The sequence below is a fragment of the Mesorhizobium sp. 131-2-1 genome (genome assembly GCF_016756535.1).
Taxonomy (GTDB): Bacteria; Pseudomonadota; Alphaproteobacteria; order Rhizobiales; family Rhizobiaceae; genus Mesorhizobium.
Genome location: NZ_AP023247.1, coordinates 2325737 through 2349098 on the forward strand (window position 1 = coordinate 2325737; position 23362 = coordinate 2349098).

The following is a 23362-nucleotide window of genomic DNA, read 5'->3' on the forward strand; positions in this document are numbered from 1 at the left end:
TAACCAATCACCGCCCATTTCTCTTCCCTCGTAAAATGATGTAAGAAATCACGGGCTTGGGAGGATGGAATGCTTCAGCGGATACGGATTCGAAATTTTCGGTCTGTCACTGACCTTACAATTGACTTGACGAAATTCAATATCTTTGTGGGAAGAAACGATACTGGAAAGAGTAACGTACTAAGAGCCTTAAATCTATTCTTCAATTCGCAAACAGATTTTCGACAGGATTTCGATTTCGCGCGTGACTTCCCAGTTAACGCCCGTGTTGGTCAAGGAAAGGCTCCTGAAACTCGTATAGATCTGACTTTAGCAATTCCTGAAGGATATTCGTATCCCGAGAGAGCTCGTGCTATCGAATGGACACGTAGATGGCGTAGAAACGAAGAAATTGAGGACGAACCTCAATTTCTTTTGACCGGCAATCAGCGCACCGAAATAAGTGGTCGTTCAAAAATTCACGCATACCTGGACAGCATCGACTATCACTACATACCTTCTTTAAAAGGCAAAGAATTTTTTACAGAACTGATGTCAGATATATATGATGTGCTTTCTGAGGTTTCAGAAGAAGACCTAAAGGTCGCTTCAAAACCTCTACAGGATGAGGTAGAAGTCATTCTGAACGAAGTGGCATCGGAACTAGAGGGTGTGCTGAAGGCTAGAAGCGACCCCAAACTCCCTACCAATCTCCGATCAGTCTTTCGTTTGATTCAATTCGAAGCCAAGGGAATCGACCTCGATCGCAGAGGTGACGGAATCAGAGTAAGGCACGTTCCTTCTCTAGTTAAATTCCTTTGTGATCTGAAGAGCCAGAGGTCGGGTCGATATAAATCCTTGCATATTTGGGGTTTGGAGGAGCCAGAGAACAGTGTTGATTTCATCTCTGCATTTGAGCTCCGAGATCAGCTATTAAGTATTACTGGAAATAGACAATTCCAGATTCTAATGGCGACGCACTCTCCGATTTTCTTTTCTCTAGAAGAAATGCCGGGTGTTTCAACCAGATTTTTTACGCAGAAAGAAGGCCAAACTGTTTTCTCCGAGTTGACAAATGACATCTCGGACGAGATGGGCGTGTTGCGCGTAGTTTATCCATACATAAGGAAGAGCAAAGACGAAATCGATATGATGAGAGCTACTCTCGATGAGATAAATAGTAAGATCGAGAGTGATATGGTTGATCCGTCTAAAAAAATCATTTTCGTCGAGGGCGATTCCGATGCGGCCGTCCTTAACTCCGTCAACGAAATTGTTGAATTGATCAAGGATGCGAAATTTGTCTCTGCAATAGGTGACAGTGGTGCGTGCGCAAACGCCGTTGCCGACAATGCAATTGCTTGGCACTTTTTGCAGAAAAATCGTCCACCGCACATGCGCGTAAAGGCAGTTGGTATCGTAGACGGGGACGAGGCAGGCCTGCAGGCCATAGAGCGGTTCCATTCGAGAATGGCTGGCGAGAGCAGCTATCACTCCAGAGTCGAAAAACTTAGACCTACGAAGGATATCGCGCAGGCCTATCGCAAATTGGGTTTTTCGCCGAACCTCGTTCTTGAGAGTCTATTTCCAATAACGTTGTGGGAGAAGGCTAAGGCTAAAGGTTGGTTGGAGCATAAAAGTAGCTCTCAAATATTTAAACTATGCAATGATGATATGAAAAATAAGATATTCCAAAACGGTTTGTCATCTGTTGAAGGTGAAGATTTGGCGATGTTGCCTATTTTATATGATATTAAGATTGAATATAAGAAGAAGTTTTCTGCATTTTTCGTAGAAAATTTGAAAGACGATTTTGATTTGGCCGAACCGTTCCGTGCGACGCTTTTGGAAATAAGAAGCGTGTTGAATAAGGGGCTTGTTTAGGACAATGTGTCAAACAGTTAAAGAAATATCTTTCCGAAATCCCCAGCGCTCAAGCGCTATATAGAGTCTAGATGGCTGGCGGCCAAAGTAATGGGATCCCTACAACGCGGGAAACGTTACCTGGTCACCCAAAATACTCCTGCAGCGGCGTGACCTCCAGGCTGCCCGCCCGCAGCGCCGCGATCGCCTCCGCCACCGCCGCCGCGCCCGACAGCGTCGTGTAATACGGCACCTTCTGCATCAGCGTGGCGCGACGCAGCGACTTCGAGTCCGATACCGCCTTCTGGCCGTCCGTGGTGTTGAAGACGATCTGGACCTGGCGGTTGCGGATGGCGTCCTCGATGTGCGGGCGGCCTTCCAGCACCTTGTTGATCTTTTCCGCCACCACGCCGTTCTCGGCGAGGAAGCGCGCTGTGCCGGAGGTGGCGAGCACCTTGAAACCCTGGCCGGCGAGGCGCTTCACGGCGGGCAATATGCCTTTCTTGTCCTCGTCGCGCACCGAGACGAACAGCGTGCCGGAGCGCGGCAGGTCGACGCCGGCGCCGAGCTGGCTCTTGGCGAAGGCGAGCGCAAAGTCGCGGTCGAGGCCCATGACCTCGCCGGTCGAGCGCATTTCCGGCCCGAGCAATATGTCGACGCCGGGGAAGCGGGCGAAGGGGAACACGGCTTCCTTGACCGCGATGTGGCCGGGATTGCGCGGGTCGGGCATCGGGCCGTAATGGGCGAAGGCATCTTCCAGCGTCTCGCCGGCCATGATGCGGGCCGCGATTTTCGCGATGGGACGGCCGATGGTCTTGGCGACGAAGGGCACGGTGCGCGACGCGCGAGGGTTGACCTCCAGCACATAGACGGTGCCGTCCTTGATCGCGTACTGCACGTTCATCAGGCCGCCGACATTGAGCGCGCGGGCCAAGGCAGCCGTCTGCCGCTCCAGCTCGTCGACGAGGTCTGAGGGCAGCGAATGCACCGGCAGCGAGCAGGCGCTGTCGCCCGAATGGATGCCGGCCTCCTCGATGTGCTCCAGGATGCCGGAGACGAAGGTCGCCTTGCCGTCGCAGAGGCAGTCGACATCGACCTCGATGGCGCCCGACAGATAGGTGTCGAACAAAAGCGGGTTCTTGCCGAGCAGCGTGTTGATCTGGCCGGTCTTGTCGTTCGGGTATTTCTGCTTGATATCCTCCGGCACCAGGCCGGGCACGGTGTCGAGCAGGTAGGTCTGCAGCATGCCCTCGTCATGGATGATCTGCATGGCGCGGCCGCCGAGTACATAGGAGGGGCGCACCACCAGCGGGAAGCCGAGCTCGCCGGCGACGAGGCGGGCCTGCTCGACCGAATAGGCGATGCCGTTCTTCGGCTGGGTGAGGTTCAGCTTGTGCAGCAGCTTCTGGAAGCGGTCGCGGTCCTCGGCGAGGTCGATCATGTCGGGCGAGGTGCCGAGGATCGGGATGCCGGCCTTCTCCAGCGCGTCGGCGAGCTTGAGCGGCGTCTGGCCGCCGAACTGGACGATGACGCCGACCAGCTCGCCGGACGCCTGCTCGGCGCGCAGGATCTCCAGCACGTCCTCCGCCGTCAGCGGGTCGAAATAGAGCCGGTCCGATGTGTCGTAGTCGGTCGACACGGTTTCCGGGTTGCAGTTGATCATGATCGCTTCGTAGCCGGCGTCGCGCAGCGCGAAGGCGGCGTGGCAGCAGCAATAGTCGAACTCGATGCCCTGGCCGATGCGGTTCGGGCCGCCGCCGAGGATGACGACCTTCTTGCGCGACGAGACCTGCGCCTCGTTGGCGAGGCTGCCTGCGAACGGCACCTCATAGGTCGAGTACATGTAGGCGGTGGGCGAGGCGAACTCGGCGGCGCAGGTGTCGATGCGCTTGTAGACCGGATGGACGTCGAGCTTTTCTCTGACCTTCTGAATCGCTTCCGCGTCGGTCTTCGTCAAGGACCCGAGGCGGGCGTCGGAGAAGCCCATCGCCTTCAGCATGCGCAGGTTCTCGGCATCCTGCGGCAGGCCGTGCTCGCGCACGCGCTCTTCCATGGCGATGATGCCGGCGATCTGCTCGAGGAACCACGGGTCGATCTTGCACATGGCGTGCACGTCTTCCAGCGAGGTGCCCATGCGGATCGCCTGCGCCACCATGCGCAGCCGGTCGGGCGTCGGCGTGCCGAGCGCGGCGCGGATGGCGTTGCGGTCGTCGACATGGCTGGCGGGCGCGGCGCCATGGCCAAGGCCGGGGATCTCGATCTCGTCCAGGCCAGTCAGGCCGGTCTCCAGTCCACGCAGCGCCTTCTGCAGCGATTCCTGGAAGGTGCGGCCGATCGCCATCACCTCGCCGACCGACTTCATGGCGGTGGTCAGCACCGGCTCGGCGCCGGGGAACTTCTCGAACGCAAAGCGCGGGATCTTCGTCACCACATAGTCGATCGATGGCTCGAAGGAGGCGGGCGTCGCGCCGCCGGTGATGTCGTTCTCCAGCTCGTCCAGCGTGTAGCCGACGGCGAGTTTGGCGGCGATCTTGGCGATCGGGAAGCCGGTCGCCTTGGAGGCGAGCGCGGACGAGCGCGAGACGCGCGGGTTCATCTCGATCACCACCAGGCGGCCGTCGGCCGGATTGACGGCGAACTGCACGTTGGAGCCGCCGGTCTCGACGCCGATCTCGCGCAGCACCGCGATCGAGGCGTTGCGCATCATCTGGTATTCCTTGTCGGTCAAGGTCAGCGCCGGCGCGACGGTAATGCTGTCGCCGGTGTGCACGCCCATCGGATCGATGTTCTCGATCGAGCAGACGATGATGCAATTGTCCGCCCGGTCGCGGACGACCTCCATCTCATATTCCTTCCAGCCGAGCACGCTCTCCTCGATCAGCACCTCTGTGGTCGGCGAGGCGTCGAGGCCGGACTGGACGATGTCGTAGAATTCGGCGCGGTTGTAGGCGATGCCGCCGCCGGTGCCGCCCATGGTGAAGGAGGGGCGGATGATGGCGGGCAGGCCGACATGGTCGAGCGCCTGCGCGGCGATCGCCATGCCATGGCTGATGTAGCGCTGCTTGCGGTCGCCTTCGCCAAGGTTCCAGCGGGTTTCCAGCGCATCGAGCGCGGCATCGAGGTTGTCGGGGTTCTCGGCCTTCAGCGCCGCGCGCTCGGCCTCATGCGTCTTGCGGTCGGCGTTCTTGACGTCTGTGGCGTTGGCCAGCATCGACTTCGGCGTTTCCAGGCCGATCTTGCTCATCGCCTCGCGAAACAGCGCCCGGTCCTCGGCCTTGTCGATGGCATGCGCATCGGCGCCGATCATCTCGACATTGTAGCGGTCGAGCACGCCCATGCGCCGCAGCGACAACGCCGTGTTGAGCGCGGTCTGGCCGCCCATGGTCGGCAGCAGGGCATCCGGGCGCTCCTTGGCGATGATCTTGGCCACAACTTCCGGCGTGATCGGCTCGATATAGGTGGCGTCGGCCAGCTCCGGGTCGGTCATGATGGTGGCCGGGTTGGAGTTGACCAGGATGACGCGGAACCCCTCTTCCTTCAGCGCCTTGCAGGCCTGGGTGCCGGAATAGTCGAACTCGCAGGCTTGGCCGATGACGATGGGGCCGGCCCCGATGATCAGGATCGACTTGATGTCGGTGCGTCTTGGCATGGTCTACGGGTTCCGTTCGGCGAGCGGCTTGCACGAAAAGCCGGGACGGGAGGACCCGGCCGGTTGTGCTTGCGATTCTGGTATCAGGCTAGGAGGGCCTTATAGGGAAGAGTTTTGCCGGATGTAACCCCGAAAATGAGGGAATAGGCAGTGTGGATTGGGCAGTAGAGTGCAGGGGGAGGTTCAGGCGCCTGCCGCCTATTCCCTACTGCCTACTGCCTAACACCTAGTCCCCAATTCCCCAGCGCTAGCTGGTCCGTGATCTCGAAGCGCTCGGAAACGCCGACACGGATCATGTTGAGGCTGCCCTCGCGGGTGAAGCGGAATTCGCCTGGCGAATCCGAGCCGGCCGGCAGGCCGCCATAGAAGGAGATGAGGCGCGTGCCGCCGTCGGGCCAGGTCACGGTGACATCGGCCTTGTCCGCGCCCTTGTGCTCGATCCTTGCCTTGCAGAGGGTCATCGGCTGGCCGACATAGCGGGCGCAGGGAATGCCGGTCCCGGCATCGTCGGGCGTTTGCGCCGGCTCGAGCCGCGCGACCGCCTGCGGCTCGGCCGGGGTCTCGCCGGGCCGTGGCGTCGGAAGCGGTATGCCCGGAGCAGGCGCCGCCCCCTCATCCGCGGCAGCGCCATTGTCGGCCGGCGCATCGGCCGCAGTCGATCCCGGGATTTCCCCGGTCGAAGCGTTTTCGCTCGCCGCGAAGGCAAGCCCATAGGCATCTTCCATCGCCGTCCACCCGATGGCGGCGGCGGATTTCGGTGCGCCCTGATCCACCTCGCCAAAGCGCGCCGTCAGGTCGGCTGGCGGCGCGGGAGCAACAGGCGCCTCCGTCGTTGCGGCGGCCTGCGACGGGTCCTCGGCCGGCACGTCGGCCACGGTGGCCGGATTGCCGGGGGTCAGATAGCGGGCCGGCGCCCATCCCTTCACCTGCGGGTTGTCGATTTGCTCGACCTTGCACCAGGGATTGCCGTTGACCTCGTTGCAACCGAAATTCTTCACGCTGGCGCCGCCGGGCAGGCGCCCTTGCACCCTGCCGATCGGCGACGCGGTGGCGCGGATGTTGAGAAGATCTTCCGGCGCGAGGCCGGTGACGATGGAGACGATGGTGGTGGACGGATCCTCGGCTCTCGCCGGCAAGGCCGTCGCCAGCAAAGCGGCGGCGGCCAGCGCGAGCAGTATCGTTCCTAGCGTATCCGTGCGGCTCATCACCTGGCCATGGCCGATAGGTTGCGTTTGGCGGACCGGCGCAATGGCACCGCCGCCTGCCGAGGCGGTCTTATAGGAGACGAGGCGGCGCCATGTCACCCTGAAAAATTCTCGGCTGGGTCAGCATGGGATGAGCAAGCTCAGCCCGCATGAGCAAGTTCAGCCTTGCATGAATCCGGTTCTGAGTGCGTGCGCCCATTCCGGCCGTCCCGCCTGTTCGGCCTGCCTTGCTGCCGCCTCGTGGTCGTAGTCGACGGCGATCGCCTCGAAGCGGTCGGGGCGGCCCTGCGCGCCGAGTTCGAGGATGCCGTAGCGCGCATGCGGGGTGCCCTGCTCGGAGACATGTGCCGGCGGCGTGTCGTCGTCATAGGCCGGGCAGCCGATGCTGCCGGGATTGAAGATCACCGGACCGCCTGGAATGCCGATCAGCTCGGTGCGGTGGCTGTGGCCGCACAGCACGATGCGGCACGCCGGGTCGAGCGGCTTCAGCCGCCGGCGGATCGCGGCCAGCGGCGCGCGCACCAGCTGGCCGTCGGTGATCGCATCGGCGAGGTATTTCTCGTCGTGGTAGGGGCGGGCGTGGAAGGCGACCACCCCGGGCGCTATCTCCAGCGTCAGCGGCAGGGCGAGCAGCGCCTCGCGCTGCGCGGCTGTCAGCCGCTCCTGGGCGTAGCGGTCGGACAGCCACATCGTGTCGTCGGCGGGGTCCTGCGCCACGCGGCGGTCATGGTTGCCGCGCACGGTCGGCAGGTTGAGCGCCTGCAGCCGTTCCATCGTCTCGCGCGGCCAGAGCGGTCCGGAGACGCAGTCGCCGAGATTGACGGTGAGATCGGCGCCGCCGCGGCGCTTCAGGTCGTCGAGCACGGCATCAAGGGCAAGTACGTTGCCATGGATATCGGCGAGGACGGCGATGCGCATGAAAGGCTCCGGGGATGAGACAGCGTTTCCTCGCCCCAGCAAAGCGCGGGAGAGGTGGCCGCGAAGCGGCCGCAGAGGGGGCTTTCGCACGCGATGCGGCGAGGGAAACGAAACTTCCTTGAACGGTAGGGAAGCGTCAAGGCCCCCCGCTCCGTCTCGGCTTCGCCGAGCCACCTCTCCCCCACTCTCGTGGGGGCGAGGAACCCGAGTTCCGGGAGGCCGCTTTACGGTTGGTGCCTAGGCGCCGATTTCGATGTCGCTGGCGCCGACCATAGGCAGCGCCTTGTCCTCGCCGGCGGCGGCAATGACGCTGTCGAGCAGGCCGGGGAAGCGGCGGTCGAGGTCGTCGCGGCGCAGCGTGATCATGCGGTTGGTGCCGACCGCTTCGGTGCGGGTGACGCCGGCCTCGCGCAGCTTGGCGAGATGGTAGCTGAGATTGGTCTTGGAGCCGAGATCGAGGAACTTGCTGCAGTTCATCGGCACGCCTTCCTTGCTGGCGAGAAAGCGCACGATGGCAAGCCTGGTCGGGTCGCCGAGCACGGCGAGCACGATCGGCAGGCTGATCTGGTCAGCATTGGGGTGGGGCAGTGTCATGCCCGAGAATTAAGCACAAACAGAGCCAACTTCAACGCGTCTCCTCCTGCGGCGGGTGCAAACGATCTGTTCATCACGGACCCTGTCCTGACACAGGGCTGTCAGCAGGGGTCAGCTATTTTCCCCTGGCTTCATTGACATCATGCCCTTCGATGTCCAATTGTTCAATAACTTTTGAACTAAAAGGACACTCCCAATGGACAAGCGGATCTTCTGGCTTGCGCTCGGATCGTTCGCGATCTCGACCGAGGGCTTCGTCATCTCCAGCCTTCTGCCCGACATCGCGGCCGATGCCGGCATCTCCGTTCCGCTCGCGGGCTCGCTGATCACCGCCTTCGCGCTCGCCTATGCGTTCGGCGCGCCGATCCTGGCGACCTTGACCGGCGAGTGGGACCGACGCCGCGTCATCCTGTGGACGCTGGTGTTCTTCGTGCTCGGCAATGTGGTGGCGGCGCTGAGCTCGTCCTTCGAACTGCTGTTGATCGCCCGCATCATCATGGCGCTGTCGTCCGGCCTGTTCGCCGCGACGGCGCAAGGCACGGCGGTGGCGCTGGTCGATGACCATCACCGGGCGCGCGCCATTGCCGTCGTCGTCGGCGGCACCACGGTGGCGGTTGCCGTCGGCGCCCCGCTCGGCGCGCTTGTGGCCGCTGTGGCCGGCTGGCGCGGCACCTTCTTCGCCATCGCCGGACTTGGCGCGCTGGCCGGCGCGATTCTCTGGTACCGGCTGCCGCGCGGCATCATCGGCACCAGGCTGCCGCTGAAGCGCAGGCTGGCGGCAGCTCTGCGCCCCGGCGTGATGCCGATCCTGGTGACGACAGCCCTGGCGCTGGTCGGCGCCTTCACCGTCTTCAGCTTCATCGCGCCGCTGGCCATCCAGAGCGGCGGCCTGAGCCCGCTGGCGCTGCCCGGAATGCTGCTCGCCTTCGGCGTCGGCGCCGTCATCGGCAACATTGCCGGCGGCCAGGCGGCTGACCGCTTCGGTGCGACGCGCACCGTCGCCTGGTCATTGGCGCTGAGCGCGGCGATGGTGGCCACCTTCTCGCTGATCCCGACCTTCCTGCCGCAGCATATCGCCGGACCGGCGATGATGGCCATGATGGTGCCCTGGGGCATCGTCGGCTGGGCGTTCCCGCCGGCGCAGGCGAGCCGCATCATCAAGCTGGCGCCGGACGCCGCCCCGATCGTGCTGTCGCTCAACGCCTCGGCGCTCTATCTCGGCGTGGCGCTGGGCGCAGTGGTTGGGGGCACGGTGCTGCGCTACGGCGTGCCGGCCGATCTCGGCCTTGTCGCGGCTATATTCCCGATCGTCGGCCTGGGCGTCGTGCTGGCCGGTCGCCTGGCGGCGCGCCCGGTGGCAATGCCGGCCGAGTAACTGCTTCAAAGCTGGATTTGGCGGCCGCTTCTTCAGAGCGAAGGAGCGGCCGCCGGCATTTCCAGATTGAGATCAGCCACCGCGTCCAGCGCCGCGCGCAGCTTCGCCGCCTGCTCGGCGCCGACCTTATCCTCAAACTGCTGCTGCGCCGCGCTCCACAGCCTGATCGCCTCGTCCAGTTTGACGTTGCCCTGCGGCGTCAGGCGCACGCGCTTGACGCGGCGGTCGTCCTTGTCGGCGAAGGTCTCGACATAGCCGTCGCGGATCAGCGGCTTCAGCGTGTGCCCGAGGGCCGAGAGGTCCATGATCAGCGCCTCGGCGATGGTGCCCATCGCTGGCTCGCTGCTGATCTGGATCTGAAAGAGCAGGCCGAACTGCGTGCCCTTCAAGCCCGACGGCGCCAGCGCGTCATCGTAGAAGCGGCCGAGGCTGCGCGCTGCGCGCCGCAGCGTCGCGTTGTTGCAGCGGCTAAATGCTGGCTTCTGGGCTCCGGTCATATTCGCTCCTTGCCGGCGAAAAGCTGCGCCGGCCTGTCAAAAAAATAGTTTTCGCCGTCGCCGTTGACAAGATGGTGGCATATACCTACTTCGACAAAAGTGGCATATGCCACTAAATTGAAATTGGATGACTTGGACCTGAGGCAAGGGCAGCCGCCCGTCTCGCTGGAGCAAAAAGGAACAGGACAATGAGCACGAAGGATAACAAGGGCACAGCCGTCATCACCGGGGCTTCCTCGGGCATCGGCGCGGTCTATGCCGACCGGCTGGCCGGGCAGGGCTACGATCTGGTGCTGGTGGCGCGGCGCGCCGACCGGCTGCAGGAGGTGGCGGGCAGGTTGCAATATGCCTACGGCCGCAAGGTCGAGACGATCGTCGCCGATCTCTCCGTTGATGCCGATCTTCGCCGTGTCGAGCAGGCGGTGTCGGCGGACGACAGCGTGACGCTGCTGATCAACAATGCCGGCATGGGCGGCCTGGAGACGATTGCCGACGCCGACGCCGATGCGGCCGAGCGTATGATCAAGGTCAATGTCGTTGCGCTGACCAGACTGACCCGCGCGGTGTTGCCGGGCCTGCTTGCGCGCAACCGCGGTGCGATCATCAACATCGCCTCGGTGGTCGCCTATGGCATCGCCGTCGGCGGCATCTACAGCGGCACCAAGGCCTATGTCGCCAACTTCACCGAAGCGCTGCAGAAGGAAGTCGCCGGCACCAATGTGAAGGTGCAGTCCGTGGTGCCCGGACCGATCCGCACCGAATTCTGGGATGCTTCCGGAATCAGCCTCGACAGGATCAACCAGGACTGGGTGATGAGCGCCGACGATCTGGTCGACGCAGCGCTTGCCGGTCTTGCCCAGGGTGAGACCGTGACTGTGCCCGGCCTTGCCGACCTCGCCGAACTGAACAACTATCTCGGCGCCAGGGATCACTTCTTCGGCAGCCTGTTCTCCGGCAAGCCAGCGGCGCGCTACGCCGTCTAGCCTCTCAGTCCCTCACGCTGGCCGCCACATCTGCAGGATCGAGGCGGCCAGCAGCAGACCGAGCACGATGTTGAGCACGCGCCATTGCCGCCTGGTTTTCAGCAAGCGGGCAAGCAGCGTGCCGGCCACGCACCACAGCGACAGCGAGAGCGCCGCGGCAAGCCCGAACACCGCGCCGAGCAGCAGCGCCAGCTGCAAGGGGCCGTCGGCGAGTGCTGCGAAGGAGGCGGCGGCGCCTAGCCCCATGGCCCAGCCCTTGGGGTTCATCCATTGAATGCCGGCGCCGCCGAAGAAGCTGTTCGGCCTGGCCATGGTGATGTCGAGATTGGGCGGGCCGCTGCGGCCGATCTTGACCGCCAGCCAGATCAGATAGAGCGAGCCTGAAATCTTCATCGCGAGCTGCAGGGAAGGCACGGCGGCGAGCAGGCCGGCAAGCCCCGCCGCGCCTGCCGCCGCCACCGAGGCCAGGCCGGCGGCGCTGCCGGCCATCAGCGGTACCGAGCGGCGAAAGCCGAACTGCGCGCCGGAGGCCGTCGACAGGGTGGTGGCGATGCCGGGCGTCGAAGTGGAGACCAGCGCGAACAGGACGAGGGGAAGAACGGTTTCGAACATGCAGGCTCCTTGCGCGGGAACCGACATGCTATGGCTTGCCGTATATCAGTAAATGCAATGTTTGATATGAGCGACATTAGCATCTATAATATGTCGATGATCCGCAATCTCGACACCGCCCTGATCCGCACCTTCGTCACCGTCGCCGAGAAGGCCAGCATGACGGCGGCGGCCAATGCGCTCAATCTGACGCAGGGCGCCGTCAGCCAGCAGGTCAAGCGGCTGGAGGATGTCCTCGGCTGCAATCTCTTCGAGCGCGACCGGCGGGGTTTGCGGCTGACCCGCTCCGGCGAGCGGCTGCTCGGCAAAGGCAAACGGCTGCTGTCGCTCAATGACGAGATCTGGGCCGAGATGGCTGGCGGCGCGGTCGCTGGGAAGGTTAGGCTCGGCGTGCCCTATGACCTTGTCGGCACATTGCTTGCGCCGGTGCTGAAGGCCTATGCCGAGGCCTATCCGCAGGTCGAGATATCGCTCCTTTGCGCCGCCTCGCCGGAGCTTGCGGCGGCGCTCGCCGCCGGCACCATCGATCTCGCCGTCATCGAGGAGCCGGTCGGTCCGTCCGCCGGCGAATGCCTGGCGGTCGACCGGCTGGTCTGGGTCGGCGCCAAGGGCGGCGTAGCGCACCGCAAACGCCCCTTGCCGGTGTCGATGGTGGCCGACACCTGCGCCTTCCGCCCGACGGTGCTTTCGGCGCTGAACGAACATGGGCTGGAATGGCGCACCGTGTTCGAGAACGGCAATATCGACGCGACGACGGCGACAGTGCGTTTCGATCTCGCCGTCACCACCTGGCTGGCGTCGACCGTGCCGGCAGACCTCGACATCCTGCCTTCCGGCCCAGACCTTCCAGCGCTGCCGAATTTCGCGATCAATTTGCATCTGCCGAAGCATGCCGTTGCGCCGGCGGCCCGGGAGTTTGCGGCGCATATCCGGGAAGGTCTGATGCGATGGTCGGTTGCGGCTTGAGGCCTGAAAGAACTTGGACACCTCTCCCCCCTCCGGAGGGAGAGGAAAGGTGCCAAGGCCGCCCCGCTACTTCCAGTTCTTGCGTCTCTCGAGCTCGGCCTGCGACGGCTCTTGCTGTGCGAAGGACCCGGTCTTGATCTCGCCGCCGCGTTCATAGGTCGCCATAATGACGCCCGTGCTCGAGGCCTGCGACTTGACAAGCTTGAAGGCGGCCGGCATCGCGCCATCGTCGAACAGCCGCTTGCCCTTGCCCAGCAACAGCGGGAAGATCATCAGCCTGATCTCATCGATCAGCCCGTTGGCGAGCAGGGTCTGGATCAGATTGCCCGATCCCTGGATGAGCAGGTCAGGTCCGTCTTCTTGCTTGAGGCGACGCAACGCCGCGACGATATCTTCCCCAAGCCATTGCGTGTTCTGCCAGGTGAGCGAATCCGGCCGATGCGTTGCCACATATTTGGTCGCAGGGTTGAAGGCATCCGCGATCGCATCTTGCTGATACGGCCAGTAGGCGGCGAAGATGTCGTAGGTTCTGCGGCCGAGCAGCAGGGCGAAGGGTTTGGAGAATAGTTCCTCCATCGCCACACCCGCCACCTCGTCGAAGTAGTGGAACGTCCAGCCGCCGAACTTGAAGCCGCCAACCGGATCCTCTTCCGGACCGCCCGGCGCCTGCATGACGCCGTCGAGGCTGACGAATGTGGCGGCGATGATCTTCCTCATTGGAACTCTCCCTTTTCGTGGTCCGCGCCATTGCGGCCGGATTTCGGCCTAAGGACGCATGGGCTTGCGACCGCCCGACAGCGGCCGCAAAATTCCTGCCGCTCCCCGCTCAGCGCGCTCATCCCCTGCCGCCGCCGACACCTCGCGACGAGAACCAGACCTCGCCGATGATGGCCGTGGCGGTGCGGTCCGGCGCCTTGTCGCTGATCGGCCAGATCGAGCGACTGCGCGCCGCCCTTTGGCGATCGGGGATTTTCGCCGAAGGGTCGGAGGCCGACGCGCCGACGCAAGGGATGAACCACGAGCCCATGAACGGATGGCAGGCAAAGCCCCGCTCGGTGCCGGTGACCAGCACGGCGAGGCCGACACGCTCGGCCGGACGCCACGGAAAGATCATGCGGCCGCCGGGTTTCAAAGCCTTCAGCCAGGCGGCGGGCGGCGCCACCACGCCGGCATTGACATAGATGATGTCGGACGCCGGCAGCGGGCTGGTGACGGCGTTGCCGTGGATGACGGTGACGTTGCCATAGGCCGCGAGGTTCCGCTCGGCCCGGGCGGCAAGTACCGCGTCCAGCTCGAAGGCGATGACCGCGCCGGGCGCGACCAGCTTCGCCAGCAGCGCGGTGTAGTAGCCGGTGCCGGCGCCGATATGGGTGACGGCCTCGCCGGGCCTCGGCGCGATCCGGCCGATCCACATGGCGTGCAGGCAGGGTTCGCCATTGTTGATGCCCTTGTCGGCGTCGAGCGCCACCAGCACGTTCTGATAGATGTGGGCGGGATCGGCGGTCGGCGTCGTAACCCTGCCTTCGCCAGCGATGATGGTCCACGGTCCGGGACCAAGGAAGGCCTCGCGCGGAACGGTGGCGAAGGCTTCCCCGAGGCGCGCATCAGCCGAGCCGGCATGAGCGGCCATCAGTCGGGCGTAGAATTCGCGGGCCTCAGCGGTTCCGGTCATGATGGTCTGAGAAGATAGCGCGGCCCGCGATTTTGTCGCGGTGCCGCGCGTCTAAGCGATATGCATGTCGTCGTCCCAAATCGCCGCGCGCTTTTGGCGACATGCATTGTTCTCAGCCGAAGCCGGCGATGGTGTCGTAGAGCAGCTTGAAATTGAGCACCAGGATGACGGCGGCAACCACCCAGGCGAGCAGGGCGACCGGGCGCGGGATGGCGAAATTGCCCATCTTCTTCTTGTCGGAGACGAACTGCACCAGCGGGATGACCGCGAAAGGCAGCTGCATCGACAGGATCACCTGGCTGAACACCAGCAACTGGCCGGTGCCCCTCTCGCCGTAGAGCGCGGTGACGAACACCACCGGAACGATGGCGATGCCGCGCGTCAGCAGGCGGCGCGCCCATTGCGGGATGCGCAGGCGCAAGAAGCCTTCCATCACGATCTGGCCGGCGAGCGTCGCGGTGACCGTGGAGTTGAGGCCGGAGGCGAGCAGCGCCACGGCGAACAGGATCGAGGCGATGCCGAGGCCGAGCAGCGGCGAGAGGAGCTCGAAGGCCTGGCCGATCTCGGCGACGTCCTGGTGGCCGGTGCCGTGGAAGGCCACCGCCGAGACGATCAGGATCGAGGCGTTGACGAACAGCGCCAGGATCAGCGCGATGGTCGAGTCCGTGGTTGCCCATTTGATGGCGTCGCGCTTGCCCCGGTCGGTGCGCTCATAGGCGCGGGTCTGCACGATCGAGGAATGCAAATAGAGATTGTGCGGCATCACGGTGGCGCCGATGATGCCGATGGCGATGTAGAGCATCGCCGGGTTGCTGACGATCTCGGTCGACGGCACGAACATCGAATGCAGGATCGAGCCGACCGGCGGCGCGGCGGCGAAGATCTGGATGGCGAAGCAGCCGAAGATGATGATCAGCAGCGCGATGACGAAGGCCTCGAGGTAGCGGAAGCCCTTGTTCATCAGGAGCAGGACCAGGAAGGCATCGAGCGCGGTGAGCATGGCGCCGCCGATCAGCGGAATGCCGAACAGCAGCTGCAGCGCGATCGCCGTGCCGATGACTTCGGCGAGATCGCAGGCGATGATGGCCAGTTCGCAAGCGATCCACAGCAGGAAATTCACCTCCCGCGGATAGTAGGCGCGGCAGGCCTGGGCGAGGTCGCGGCCGGTGGCGATGCCAAGCCGGGCGGCAAGCGCCTGCAGCAGGATCGCCATCAGGTTCGACAGCATGATGATGAACAGCAGCGTGTAGCCGAACTGGGCGCCGCCGGCGAGGTCTGTTGCCCAGTTGCCCGGGTCCATATAGCCGACGGAAACCATGTAGCCCGGGCCCATGAAGGCGAACAGGCGGCGGAACCAGATGCCGGTCTGCGGCACGGCGATCGAGGCATTGACCTCGCGCAGGCTGGGCTGCTCATCCTCGTCAGGCCGGGCAAAACGCCACGCGGATCTGGATATGGCTTCTGCGTCGGACATCGAGGATTTTCCGCTGGAAGGGGTCGAAAGGTACTCTTTATTTACGACATGGCTCAACATTATGCAATAGGCTATGTTTCATTGTTTATGCTTTTTGCGACGACGCCAATCGACAGGACGGACGGGGCGCAGACCCCGTTGCGCCCGCCGCGGAATGCAAATAAACGGCCAGATAGTCGGGGTCCGTGCTATGACTACGGACCCGATTCAACGTCGCGAGCACTTGGCTCGCGGTTAGCGTGGAGGAGCGCGCATTGGCGCTGAGGAACAGACCGGTTCGACGCGAAGAGCCGCTTCCGGACGCCGATGTCCATTCGGCGGGCTTCCGGCAGACGCGCGAAGCGCGCCGCAGCGCGCTTGTCGAGGACTATGTCGAGCTGATTGCCGACCTGATCGAGGACGGCAACGAGGCACGGCAGGTCGACATCGCCGCCAGGCTCGGCGTCGCGCAGCCGACAGTGGCGAAGATGCTGACCAGGCTGTGCGCCGACGGGCTGGTGTCACGAAAGCCCTATCGCGGCGTGTTCCTGACCGAGGCCGGCCGCAAGGTGGCGGAGGAAAGCCGCATTCGCCACCAGACGGTGGAAGCCTTCCTGCGCTCGCTCGGCGTCAGCGCCGAGACGGCGCGCATCGATGCCGAGGGCATCGAGCACCATGTCAGCGCCGAGACGCTCGAGGCCTTCCGCAAGGCGATGGTCGCGACGCGCTGAACCTCGCCAGCCGTCGACCTCCGCGGACGAAACTTCCGGAACCGTCATACGTCCAGAGCGTTGCTCTCCCGCGCGATCGCCGCGCCAAGGGAGGAAGTGATGGGCGTTGAACAGGCACCGACCGCAAAGGGCAAGCAGGCCGCAAAGGGACTGAGACAGGCGGCGGCAAAGGACGAGCGCAAGACGGAAGCGAAGACCGGCCGGCCACTGAAAAAGGGCGCCGCGCGGTTCGAAGAGCGCTCAAAAAGCTCCGACGGCAAGAGCGCCGGCACCAAGCAGAAGTCTTGATACTGTCTGCTGACAGCAAGTTCACTCTTCGGTGTCCTGCACCCAGCTGCGCGGATGGCCGTCGACGCGGAACTGGAAGATGAAATAGGGCGGAATGCAGGTGCCCTTGCCGGGCTTGGCCTCGGCCAGGTCTTCATAGCCGGCTGTGCAGATATAGTCCTCGCGGCAGGGATGCGCCTTGTCACAGGCGCGCAGGCCGGCGGTCTTGGTGAATTCCCTGGTGCAATATTTGTGATCCTTGCCGGAGCCGATGCAGTCGTTGAAGCCGGTCTTGGCGAGCCGCCCGCAACTCGCTTCCTCGGGGAGCTTGTCGCAGCTCGCCTTGCGCAGCATGCCGCCTGGGAAGCCGCCGGTCTTCTGCTCGGGATTGTCGTAGCGCTGGCGCGCCGCGCCGTAGCCGGCAAGCTTGATAGGCGGCTTCTTGTCCCTGGCCGGGTCGATGGCGCAGGCTTTGGCCGTCGCTGGTGAGAGGCTGCAATACTGGTCGCTGCCCCATGTCGACATCCGGATCTCGCCGAACTCGACGGGGTCGCCAACCGCGGTTCCGGCCTCGCTGACGCAGGTGCCGAAGCCCGGATGGATGGCGCTTTCGTGGACGCCGGCGCAGCGCAGGCCTTCGCCGCAAGTCCAGTCCTTGAAGCTTTGATCCGTGCCGCGATAGCAGATCGAGCCCCAGCCGTTGTAAAGGTCGGTGCCCTTCAGCGCGTCGGCGAATTTCGCGTCCGGGCGGGCTGCGAAACCTTTGCTGAAATCGGGATGCCGGCCGGCGGCGAACTGCTCGACAATGGCAAGGCGGCGCGGCAGGTCGGCGAAGAAGACCGCCGAGCCCGGCACGAAGACGGCGTTGCGCCGCGGCTCGCTGGCCGGGTCGGCGCCGGTATAGTGGAAGCCGGCGATGCCGTGCGTCTGGTGGCAGCCGGTGCAGCTCATCTCGTTGAGGCGCAGGTCGAAGCCGGCCACCGACTTCACGGTGCGCAGCGTGTTGCCCCTGGCGACATAGTCCCGCAACGCCTTGTCGACGGTGGCATCGTCGAGCAGGCCATAGGCGATGTTGTTCTGGGAGCGGGTCATGCCGCCAGGCGCCACGGAGATTGCGCTGGTCGCCAGGAATTTTTCGTCGATGACCAGCCGGCCGCGGTCGAGATCGTAGATGTTGCGGTCGGTGAGCAGCCATTTGGCGAAGGCCTGCCTGTCGGCGAGCACCGTCTTGCGGTCGATCTGGTTCTCCATCCGCGATTCCTGGAAGGTGGCGGTGGCCGGGTCCCATTTGAAGATCTTCAGCAGATATTCGGCATGGCCGCCGAAATCGCGGCGCGTCGAAGCCGACAGGCGCAGCACCTGCATGTTGAGCTCCAACCGCATGATCTGCGAGGAATTGAGCATCGCGCCCGACAGCGGGCCTTCGTCGGAGCGCAGCCAGGCCGCAAGCTGCTCGGGCGGAAGGTCTCTCCCGCCGGCGGCGAGCCAACGCTTGGCGACGTCAGCGCAGGAGACATCGGCGGCGCGCGGGCGATCCTTGGAGGCGCGGCCCGCTGCGACCGTCGGCTTGGCGTTGAACACCAGGCTCATCGTCAGCGGTAAGCGCGAGGAGACGCGCTCTCTGGGCTTCTCCTCGACCGAATAATGGAAGCGGTAGATCAGCCTGATCTCGCCGCATTCGGTGTGGCCGAGATAGCCGCGGTCCATGCGGTTGACGACCCCGGTGAGGTCCAGCGTCGAGCCGTTGTCGTCGATGTATTTCGGGTTGAACTTCTGGCTCGAGTCCTTCGACTTCGCCAGCGCCGCGACATAGGGGTCGGGACTTGCCGCGGGCTCGTCGGCGATCTCCTGCTTGACGGCGTTGCGCACCGGGGTCAGCGCGCGCACCGAAAACAGGCCGCGATTGTCGACATCGCGCGTCAAGCCGATCGCCGGGCCGAGCAGGCGGCTGATCGACAGACCGCCACGCTCGAGTGCCTGCAGGGTCTCGGCATCGGTGACGGCGACGCTGGAATCGAGCGTGACGGCATGCGCCGCTGCAACGCCGAAACCGGCGAACGCCAGCAAAAGCAGGAAACGGCAGATCGTCCGCAAGCGCCCCTCGCAACCCTTGTCCCGGTGGCATGCTACAGGCCTTGCCCTGTCTCGGCCAGAGCTGTGAAACCTTCATTCCAGCGCCATTCGTAAGGCGAAAAATACTGTGACTTGCCGCAACCATTGGGATAATTGTTTGTTGGGTCTGACGGGCACAAGTATGCCGTCCTGGCTGTTTGGAAATTTGCATCACGGGGAGTTGCCATGCTCTGGAGAGGCCGTCGTCAGAGTGACAATGTCGAGGACGAGCGCAGCGACACCGGCGGTGGCGGCGGGTTCGGCGGCGGCAGCCCCGGCCAGTTCCGCGTCCCGATCGGCGGCAGCGCCGGCGGCGGTACGAGCATCTTCATCGTCATCCTGGTCGTGCTCGCCGGATGGTATTTCGGCTTCGATCCGTCGCAGATACTGGGCGGCGGCGACAGCGGCGTGCCGGGCGGTGGCGGCCAGATCACCGACAACAGCGGCAGCGAAGGCGGCGGCAGCGGGGCTCCGGCTTCCGACGAGATGAAACAGTTCGTCTCGACCGTGCTTGCCGAAACCGAGGACACCTGGAAAGGCATCTTCCAGGCCAACGGCCTGACCTATGAGGATCCGAAGCTGGTGCTTTTCAGCGGCCAGATCCGCTCAGCCTGCGGCTTCGCATCCTCGGCGGCGGGACCGTTCTATTGTCCCAGCGACCACAAGGTCTACCTCGACATGACCTTCTTCCAGCAGCTCGACCAGCAGTTCGGCGCTTCGGGAGAATTTGCCCGCGCCTATGTGGTCGCCCATGAGGTCGGCCACCATGTACAGAACCTCACCGGCATCCTGCCCAAGTTCAACAAGATGCGGCAAGGCATGAGTGAGGCCGACGCCAACCATATGTCGATGCAGGTCGAGTTGCAGGCTGACTGCTTCGCCGGTGTGTGGGCGCATTTCACCGCGCAGAAGGGCATCCTCGAGCAGGGCGACATGGAATCGGCGCTCAACGCCGCCAAGCAGATCGGCGACGATACGCTGCAGAAGAAGATGCAGGGCTATGTGGTGCCGGAAAGCTTCAACCACGGCACCTCGCAGCAGCGGCAGACCTGGCTGGCGCGCGGCTACAAGAGCGGCAAGCTTTCGGACTGCGATACGTTCAACAACCCGATCTGAGCGATCCGTCCGCTTCGTTTGCTCCCACGGCGATCGGATCGGCCGTCGCGACAACTGATGTCAGGATGAGGCAGTTGCCGTCGTTCCCTTATTGTTCTTGGCGGCGGGCTCGCCTATAACGTGCACCCGCCTTCGCTCCAAGGCGGCCGAGGAGCTTGACGCCATCATGATCGACCCGAAAACCGCCAAGCGGGGCCTTGCGCTCGTTTTCACGACGCTGCTCCTCGACGTCATCGGCTTCGGCATCATCATGCCGGTGCTGCCGGCCTATCTGCAGGAACTGACTGGTGTCGGCGTCAGCGAGGCGGCGATCAAGGGCGGCTGGCTGTTCTTCGTCTATGCGGCGATGCAGTTCTTCTTCGCCCCCGTCATCGGCGGCTTGAGCGACCGGTTCGGGCGGCGGCCGATCCTGCTCGCCTCGGTGCTCACCTTCTCCATCGACAATCTGATCTGCGCCGTCGCCTGGTCCTACCCTATGCTGTTCATCGGGCGGGTGCTGGCCGGCATTTCCGGTGCCAGCTATTCGACGACGTCCGCCTTCATCGCCGACATCTCGACCGACGAGAACCGGGCGAAGAATTTCGGCCTGCTCGGCATCGCCTTCGGCGTCGGCTTCGTCATCGGGCCGGTGCTGGGCGGGCTGCTCGGCACGTTCGGGCCGCGCGTGCCGTTCTATTTCGCCGCCGGGCTGGCCTTGGTGAACTTCCTGATCGCGCTGTTCCTGCTGCCGGAGACGCTCGACGACAAGCACCGGCGCCGCTTCGAATGGAAACGCGCCAACCCGGTCGGCACGCTGATCCAGATGCGCAACTACCAGGGCATCGGCTGGATCGGCTTGGTCTTCTTCCTGATGACGCTCGGCCACATGATGTATCCGGCGGTCTGGTCGTTCGTGTCCAACTACCGCTATGGCTGGAGCGAACAGCAGATCGGCTTCTCGCTCGGCGCCTTCGGCCTGTGCGGGGCGATCGTCATGGCGACGGTCCTGCCGCGCGTCATTCCAAAGCTCGGCGAGTGGAAGACGGCGGCGATCGGCCTCACCTTCACCGCGCTAAGCGCCTTCGGCTATGCCTTCGCCACGCAGGGCTGGATGATCTATGCGGTGATTGTCGCCGGCTGCCTGGAGGCGCTGGCAGACCCGCCGCTAAGAAGCCTCGCCGCCGCCAAGGTGCCGCCTTCGGCCCAGGGCGAACTGCAGGGCGCGATGACCTCGATCTTCTCGATCACCTCGATCATCACGCCGCTGCTCTACACGGCGATCTTCTCCTGGTTCACCGGTCCGAACGCGCCGGTGGAGTTTGGTGGGGCACCTTATCTGCTTGGCGCCGTCTTCCTCACGCTGGCGGTTGTCGTCTTCGTCACGAAAGTGGCCAAGCCGACGCCGAAGGAGGTCGAGCGCATACATGCGCAGGACGCGGTGACAGAGACGGCCTGAGGAGCTTGACCTATCAGGCGCGCTCGGCCAGCAGTTCCTCGCCGCGCTTTTCGCGGATCAGATTGACGAAGCGGCGGAACAGATAGTGCGAATCCTGCGGGCCGGGCGAGGCCTCAGGATGGTGCTGGACCGAGAACACCGGCCGGCCGGTCAGCGCGATGCCGCAGTTCGAGCCGTCGAACAGCGAGACATGGGTCTCCTCGACGCCGTCGGGCAGCGAGTCGGCATCGACCGCGAAACCATGGTTCATCGAGACGATCTCGACCTTGCCCGTGGTGTGGTCCTTGACCGGGTGATTGGCGCCGTGATGGCCCTGGTGCATCTTGGCGGTCCTGCCGCCCAGCGCCAGCGCCAGCATCTGGTGGCCGAGGCAGATGCCGAACACCGGGATGTCGGTCCTGAGCAGGTCCTGGATGACGGGAACGGCGTATTCGCCGGTCGCTTCCGGATCGCCGGGACCGTTGGAGAGGAAGATGCCGTCCGGCTGCATGGCGAGGATTTCCTCGGCGCCAGTCTTGGCCGGCACGACGGTGACCTTGGCGCCGAGGCCGGCAAGCAGGCGCAATATGTTGCGCTTGACGCCATAGTCGATGGCGACGACGTGCAGCGACGGTTCATCCTGCTCGCCAAAGCCCTCGTTCCAGGCCCAGGGCGTCTCGCGCCAGACCGAAGACTGGCCCGAGGTGACATCCTTGGCGAGGTCGAGGCCGATCAGGCCCGACCAGGCGGCGGCACGCCGCTTCAGATCGTCAAGGTCGAAGACGCCGTCCGGCGCATGCGCGATAACAGCGTTCGGCATGCCCTTTTCGCGGATCAGCGCGGTGAGCGCGCGGGTGTCGATGCCCGAGAGCGCGACGATGCCCCGCTTCTTCAGCCACTGGTCGAGATGGCCGGCGGCGCGGTAGTTCGACGGATTGGTGACATCGGCCTTGAACACGGCGCCGACGGCGCCGGCGCGAGCGACCGGATTGAGGTCCTCGATATCCTCGTCATTGGTGCCGATGTTGCCGATATGAGGGAAGGTGAAGGTGACGATCTGGCCGGCATAGGATGGATCGGTGAGGATTTCCTGGTAGCCGGTGAGCGCGGTGTTGAAACAGACTTCGGCGACGGCCGATCCGGTGGCGCCGAGGCCGCGACCCTCGATGACGGTGCTGTCGGCAAGCACCAAAAGGGCGGTCGGCTTCTCGGTGGCCCAGGCGGGCGTCGTCTCGGCCATGGCGGCACTCCTGTCAGGCTGCGCGCTTCGGCCGGCCTGGCCAGCCATCTGCGCAGCATCCGGCGCGGCAGCGATTTCTCGAGCCTGCGCGCATCAATTCATTGTCTTATGCAAGGCCGAGTACATAGGGGAAGCCGCCAGAACGGTCAATGATGCCGTGCCAAAACGCTCAGGATTCGTTTCACCCAACAATATCAGTGGCTTGGCGAAATTTGCTTTGCGAGTTCGCCACGGTTATTGTCCGCGCCGTTTGAAGGAGAAGTACGATGCGCGAAAAAATCGCCGAATCCCTGAAGAGTGCGATGAAGGCGCAGGACAAGCACCGGCTGCCGACGCTGCGGCTGATCCAGGCCGCCATCCACGACCGCGACATCGCCAATCGTGGCGCCGGCAAGCCGGCCGCCAGCGAAGAAGAGATCCTGCAGATCCTGGCCAAGATGGTGAAGCAGCGCGAGGAATCGGCCAAGGCCTTCGAAGACGGCAAGCGGCCGGAACTTGCGGCACAGGAGCGTGGCGAGATGGAGATCATCCGCGGCTTCCTGCCGACGCAGCTCGACGATGCGGCGGTGACAGCGGCGGCGCGCGAGGCGATCGCGGCGACCGGCGCCGCCAGCCAGAAGGACATGGGCAAGGTGATCGGCGCGCTCAAGCAGAAATATGCCGGCCAGATGGATTTCGGCAAGGCGAGCGCGATCGTGAAGGGGCTGCTACAGTAG

Annotated in this window: 20 protein-coding genes; 9 read left to right on the plus strand and 11 right to left on the minus strand. The window is 63.9% G+C overall.

What is annotated here, in order from left to right; all coding sequences use genetic code 11:
• Positions 1 to 69 precede the first annotated feature (69 nt).
• A complete protein-coding gene (locus JG743_RS11360) occupies positions 70 to 1863 on the plus strand; it encodes an ATP-dependent nuclease (RefSeq protein WP_202300282.1) in 1794 nt (597 codons plus the stop codon).
• Positions 1864 to 1987: 124 nt separating this feature from the next.
• Here the strand turns inward: JG743_RS11360 and carB are convergent, their stop codons facing one another.
• From carB to JG743_RS11380, 4 genes are all read right to left on the minus strand, one after another.
• Positions 1988 to 5491 (minus strand): carbamoyl-phosphate synthase large subunit, encoded by a 3504-nt coding sequence (carB, locus tag JG743_RS11365; RefSeq protein WP_202300283.1) that lies wholly within the window; start codon positions 5489 to 5491, stop codon positions 1988 to 1990.
• A 212-nt stretch (positions 5492 to 5703) separates the two neighbouring features.
• Positions 5704 to 6696: an SH3 domain-containing protein gene (locus JG743_RS11370; RefSeq protein WP_202300284.1), complete on the minus strand. Its 993-nt coding sequence runs from the start codon at positions 6694 to 6696 to the stop codon at positions 5704 to 5706.
• A 159-nt stretch (positions 6697 to 6855) separates the two neighbouring features.
• Positions 6856 to 7614: a metallophosphoesterase family protein gene (locus tag JG743_RS11375; protein ID WP_202300285.1), complete on the minus strand. Its 759-nt coding sequence runs from the start codon at positions 7612 to 7614 to the stop codon at positions 6856 to 6858.
• A gap of 237 nt (positions 7615 to 7851) precedes the next feature.
• Positions 7852 to 8208 carry an ArsR/SmtB family transcription factor gene (locus JG743_RS11380; protein WP_202300286.1) on the minus strand — a complete coding sequence of 119 codons (357 nt, stop codon included), beginning with the start codon at positions 8206 to 8208 and terminating at the stop codon, positions 7852 to 7854.
• A gap of 196 nt (positions 8209 to 8404) precedes the next feature.
• Here JG743_RS11380 and JG743_RS11385 point away from each other — a divergent pair, with 196 nt between their 5' ends.
• Complete coding sequence (locus tag JG743_RS11385; protein WP_202300287.1) at positions 8405 to 9583, plus strand: MFS transporter; 1179 nt, start codon at positions 8405 to 8407, stop codon at positions 9581 to 9583.
• Positions 9584 to 9615: 32 nt separating this feature from the next.
• Here the strand turns inward: JG743_RS11385 and JG743_RS11390 are convergent, their stop codons facing one another.
• On the minus strand, positions 9616 to 10080 hold the full coding sequence (locus JG743_RS11390) for a MarR family winged helix-turn-helix transcriptional regulator (RefSeq protein ID WP_202300288.1): 465 nt from the start codon (positions 10078 to 10080) through the stop codon (positions 9616 to 9618).
• Between the two features lie 188 nt (positions 10081 to 10268).
• Here JG743_RS11390 and JG743_RS11395 point away from each other — a divergent pair, with 188 nt between their 5' ends.
• Entirely contained in the window at positions 10269 to 11063 is a 795-nt protein-coding gene (locus JG743_RS11395; RefSeq protein ID WP_202300289.1) for an SDR family NAD(P)-dependent oxidoreductase, read from the plus strand.
• 12 nt (positions 11064 to 11075) lie between these two features.
• Here JG743_RS11395 and JG743_RS11400 read toward each other — a convergent pair whose 3' ends face one another.
• Entirely contained in the window at positions 11076 to 11675 is a 600-nt protein-coding gene (locus JG743_RS11400; protein ID WP_202300290.1) for a LysE family translocator, read from the minus strand.
• A gap of 57 nt (positions 11676 to 11732) precedes the next feature.
• On the opposite strand from JG743_RS11400, the gene JG743_RS11405 reads away from it, so the two are divergent.
• Complete coding sequence (locus JG743_RS11405) at positions 11733 to 12641, plus strand: LysR family transcriptional regulator (protein ID WP_446720891.1); 909 nt, start codon at positions 11733 to 11735, stop codon at positions 12639 to 12641.
• Between the two features lie 66 nt (positions 12642 to 12707).
• Here the strand turns inward: JG743_RS11405 and JG743_RS11410 are convergent, their stop codons facing one another.
• The 3 genes from JG743_RS11410 to JG743_RS11420 form a co-directional block, all read right to left on the minus strand.
• Complete coding sequence (locus JG743_RS11410; protein WP_202300291.1) at positions 12708 to 13358, minus strand: dihydrofolate reductase family protein; 651 nt, start codon at positions 13356 to 13358, stop codon at positions 12708 to 12710.
• Between the two features lie 118 nt (positions 13359 to 13476).
• Entirely contained in the window at positions 13477 to 14313 is an 837-nt protein-coding gene (locus JG743_RS11415; protein WP_202300292.1) for a protein-L-isoaspartate O-methyltransferase family protein, read from the minus strand.
• A 112-nt stretch (positions 14314 to 14425) separates the two neighbouring features.
• Complete coding sequence (locus JG743_RS11420) at positions 14426 to 15787, minus strand: Nramp family divalent metal transporter (protein ID WP_202300293.1); 1362 nt, start codon at positions 15785 to 15787, stop codon at positions 14426 to 14428.
• A 254-nt stretch (positions 15788 to 16041) separates the two neighbouring features.
• Between JG743_RS11420 and mntR the strand changes: the two genes are divergently transcribed.
• Positions 16042 to 16497: a manganese-binding transcriptional regulator MntR gene (gene mntR / locus JG743_RS11425; protein WP_202300294.1), complete on the plus strand. Its 456-nt coding sequence runs from the start codon at positions 16042 to 16044 to the stop codon at positions 16495 to 16497.
• A 99-nt stretch (positions 16498 to 16596) separates the two neighbouring features.
• Positions 16597 to 16785 carry a hypothetical protein gene (locus JG743_RS11430; RefSeq protein WP_202300295.1) on the plus strand — a complete coding sequence of 63 codons (189 nt, stop codon included), beginning with the start codon at positions 16597 to 16599 and terminating at the stop codon, positions 16783 to 16785.
• A gap of 21 nt (positions 16786 to 16806) precedes the next feature.
• Here JG743_RS11430 and JG743_RS11435 read toward each other — a convergent pair whose 3' ends face one another.
• Positions 16807 to 18858 (minus strand): hypothetical protein, encoded by a 2052-nt coding sequence (locus JG743_RS11435; RefSeq protein ID WP_202300296.1) that lies wholly within the window; start codon positions 18856 to 18858, stop codon positions 16807 to 16809.
• Between the two features lie 204 nt (positions 18859 to 19062).
• Between JG743_RS11435 and ypfJ the strand changes: the two genes are divergently transcribed.
• Together ypfJ and JG743_RS11445 are read left to right on the plus strand one after the other, a co-directional pair.
• The gene (gene ypfJ, locus JG743_RS11440; protein ID WP_202300297.1) at positions 19063 to 19992 is read left to right on the plus strand and encodes a KPN_02809 family neutral zinc metallopeptidase; all 930 of its coding nucleotides are present in this window, start codon (positions 19063 to 19065) and stop codon (positions 19990 to 19992) included.
• 166 nt (positions 19993 to 20158) lie between these two features.
• Positions 20159 to 21427, plus strand: coding sequence for a TCR/Tet family MFS transporter (locus tag JG743_RS11445; protein ID WP_202300298.1), 1269 nt, complete (start codon positions 20159 to 20161; stop codon positions 21425 to 21427).
• 13 nt (positions 21428 to 21440) lie between these two features.
• Here JG743_RS11445 and carA read toward each other — a convergent pair whose 3' ends face one another.
• Positions 21441 to 22646, minus strand: a complete 1206-nt coding sequence (gene carA / locus JG743_RS11450) for a glutamine-hydrolyzing carbamoyl-phosphate synthase small subunit (RefSeq protein ID WP_202300299.1) — start codon at positions 22644 to 22646, stop codon at positions 21441 to 21443.
• A 266-nt stretch (positions 22647 to 22912) separates the two neighbouring features.
• Here carA and JG743_RS11455 point away from each other — a divergent pair, with 266 nt between their 5' ends.
• A complete protein-coding gene (locus JG743_RS11455) occupies positions 22913 to 23362 on the plus strand; it encodes a GatB/YqeY domain-containing protein (RefSeq protein ID WP_202300300.1) in 450 nt (149 codons plus the stop codon).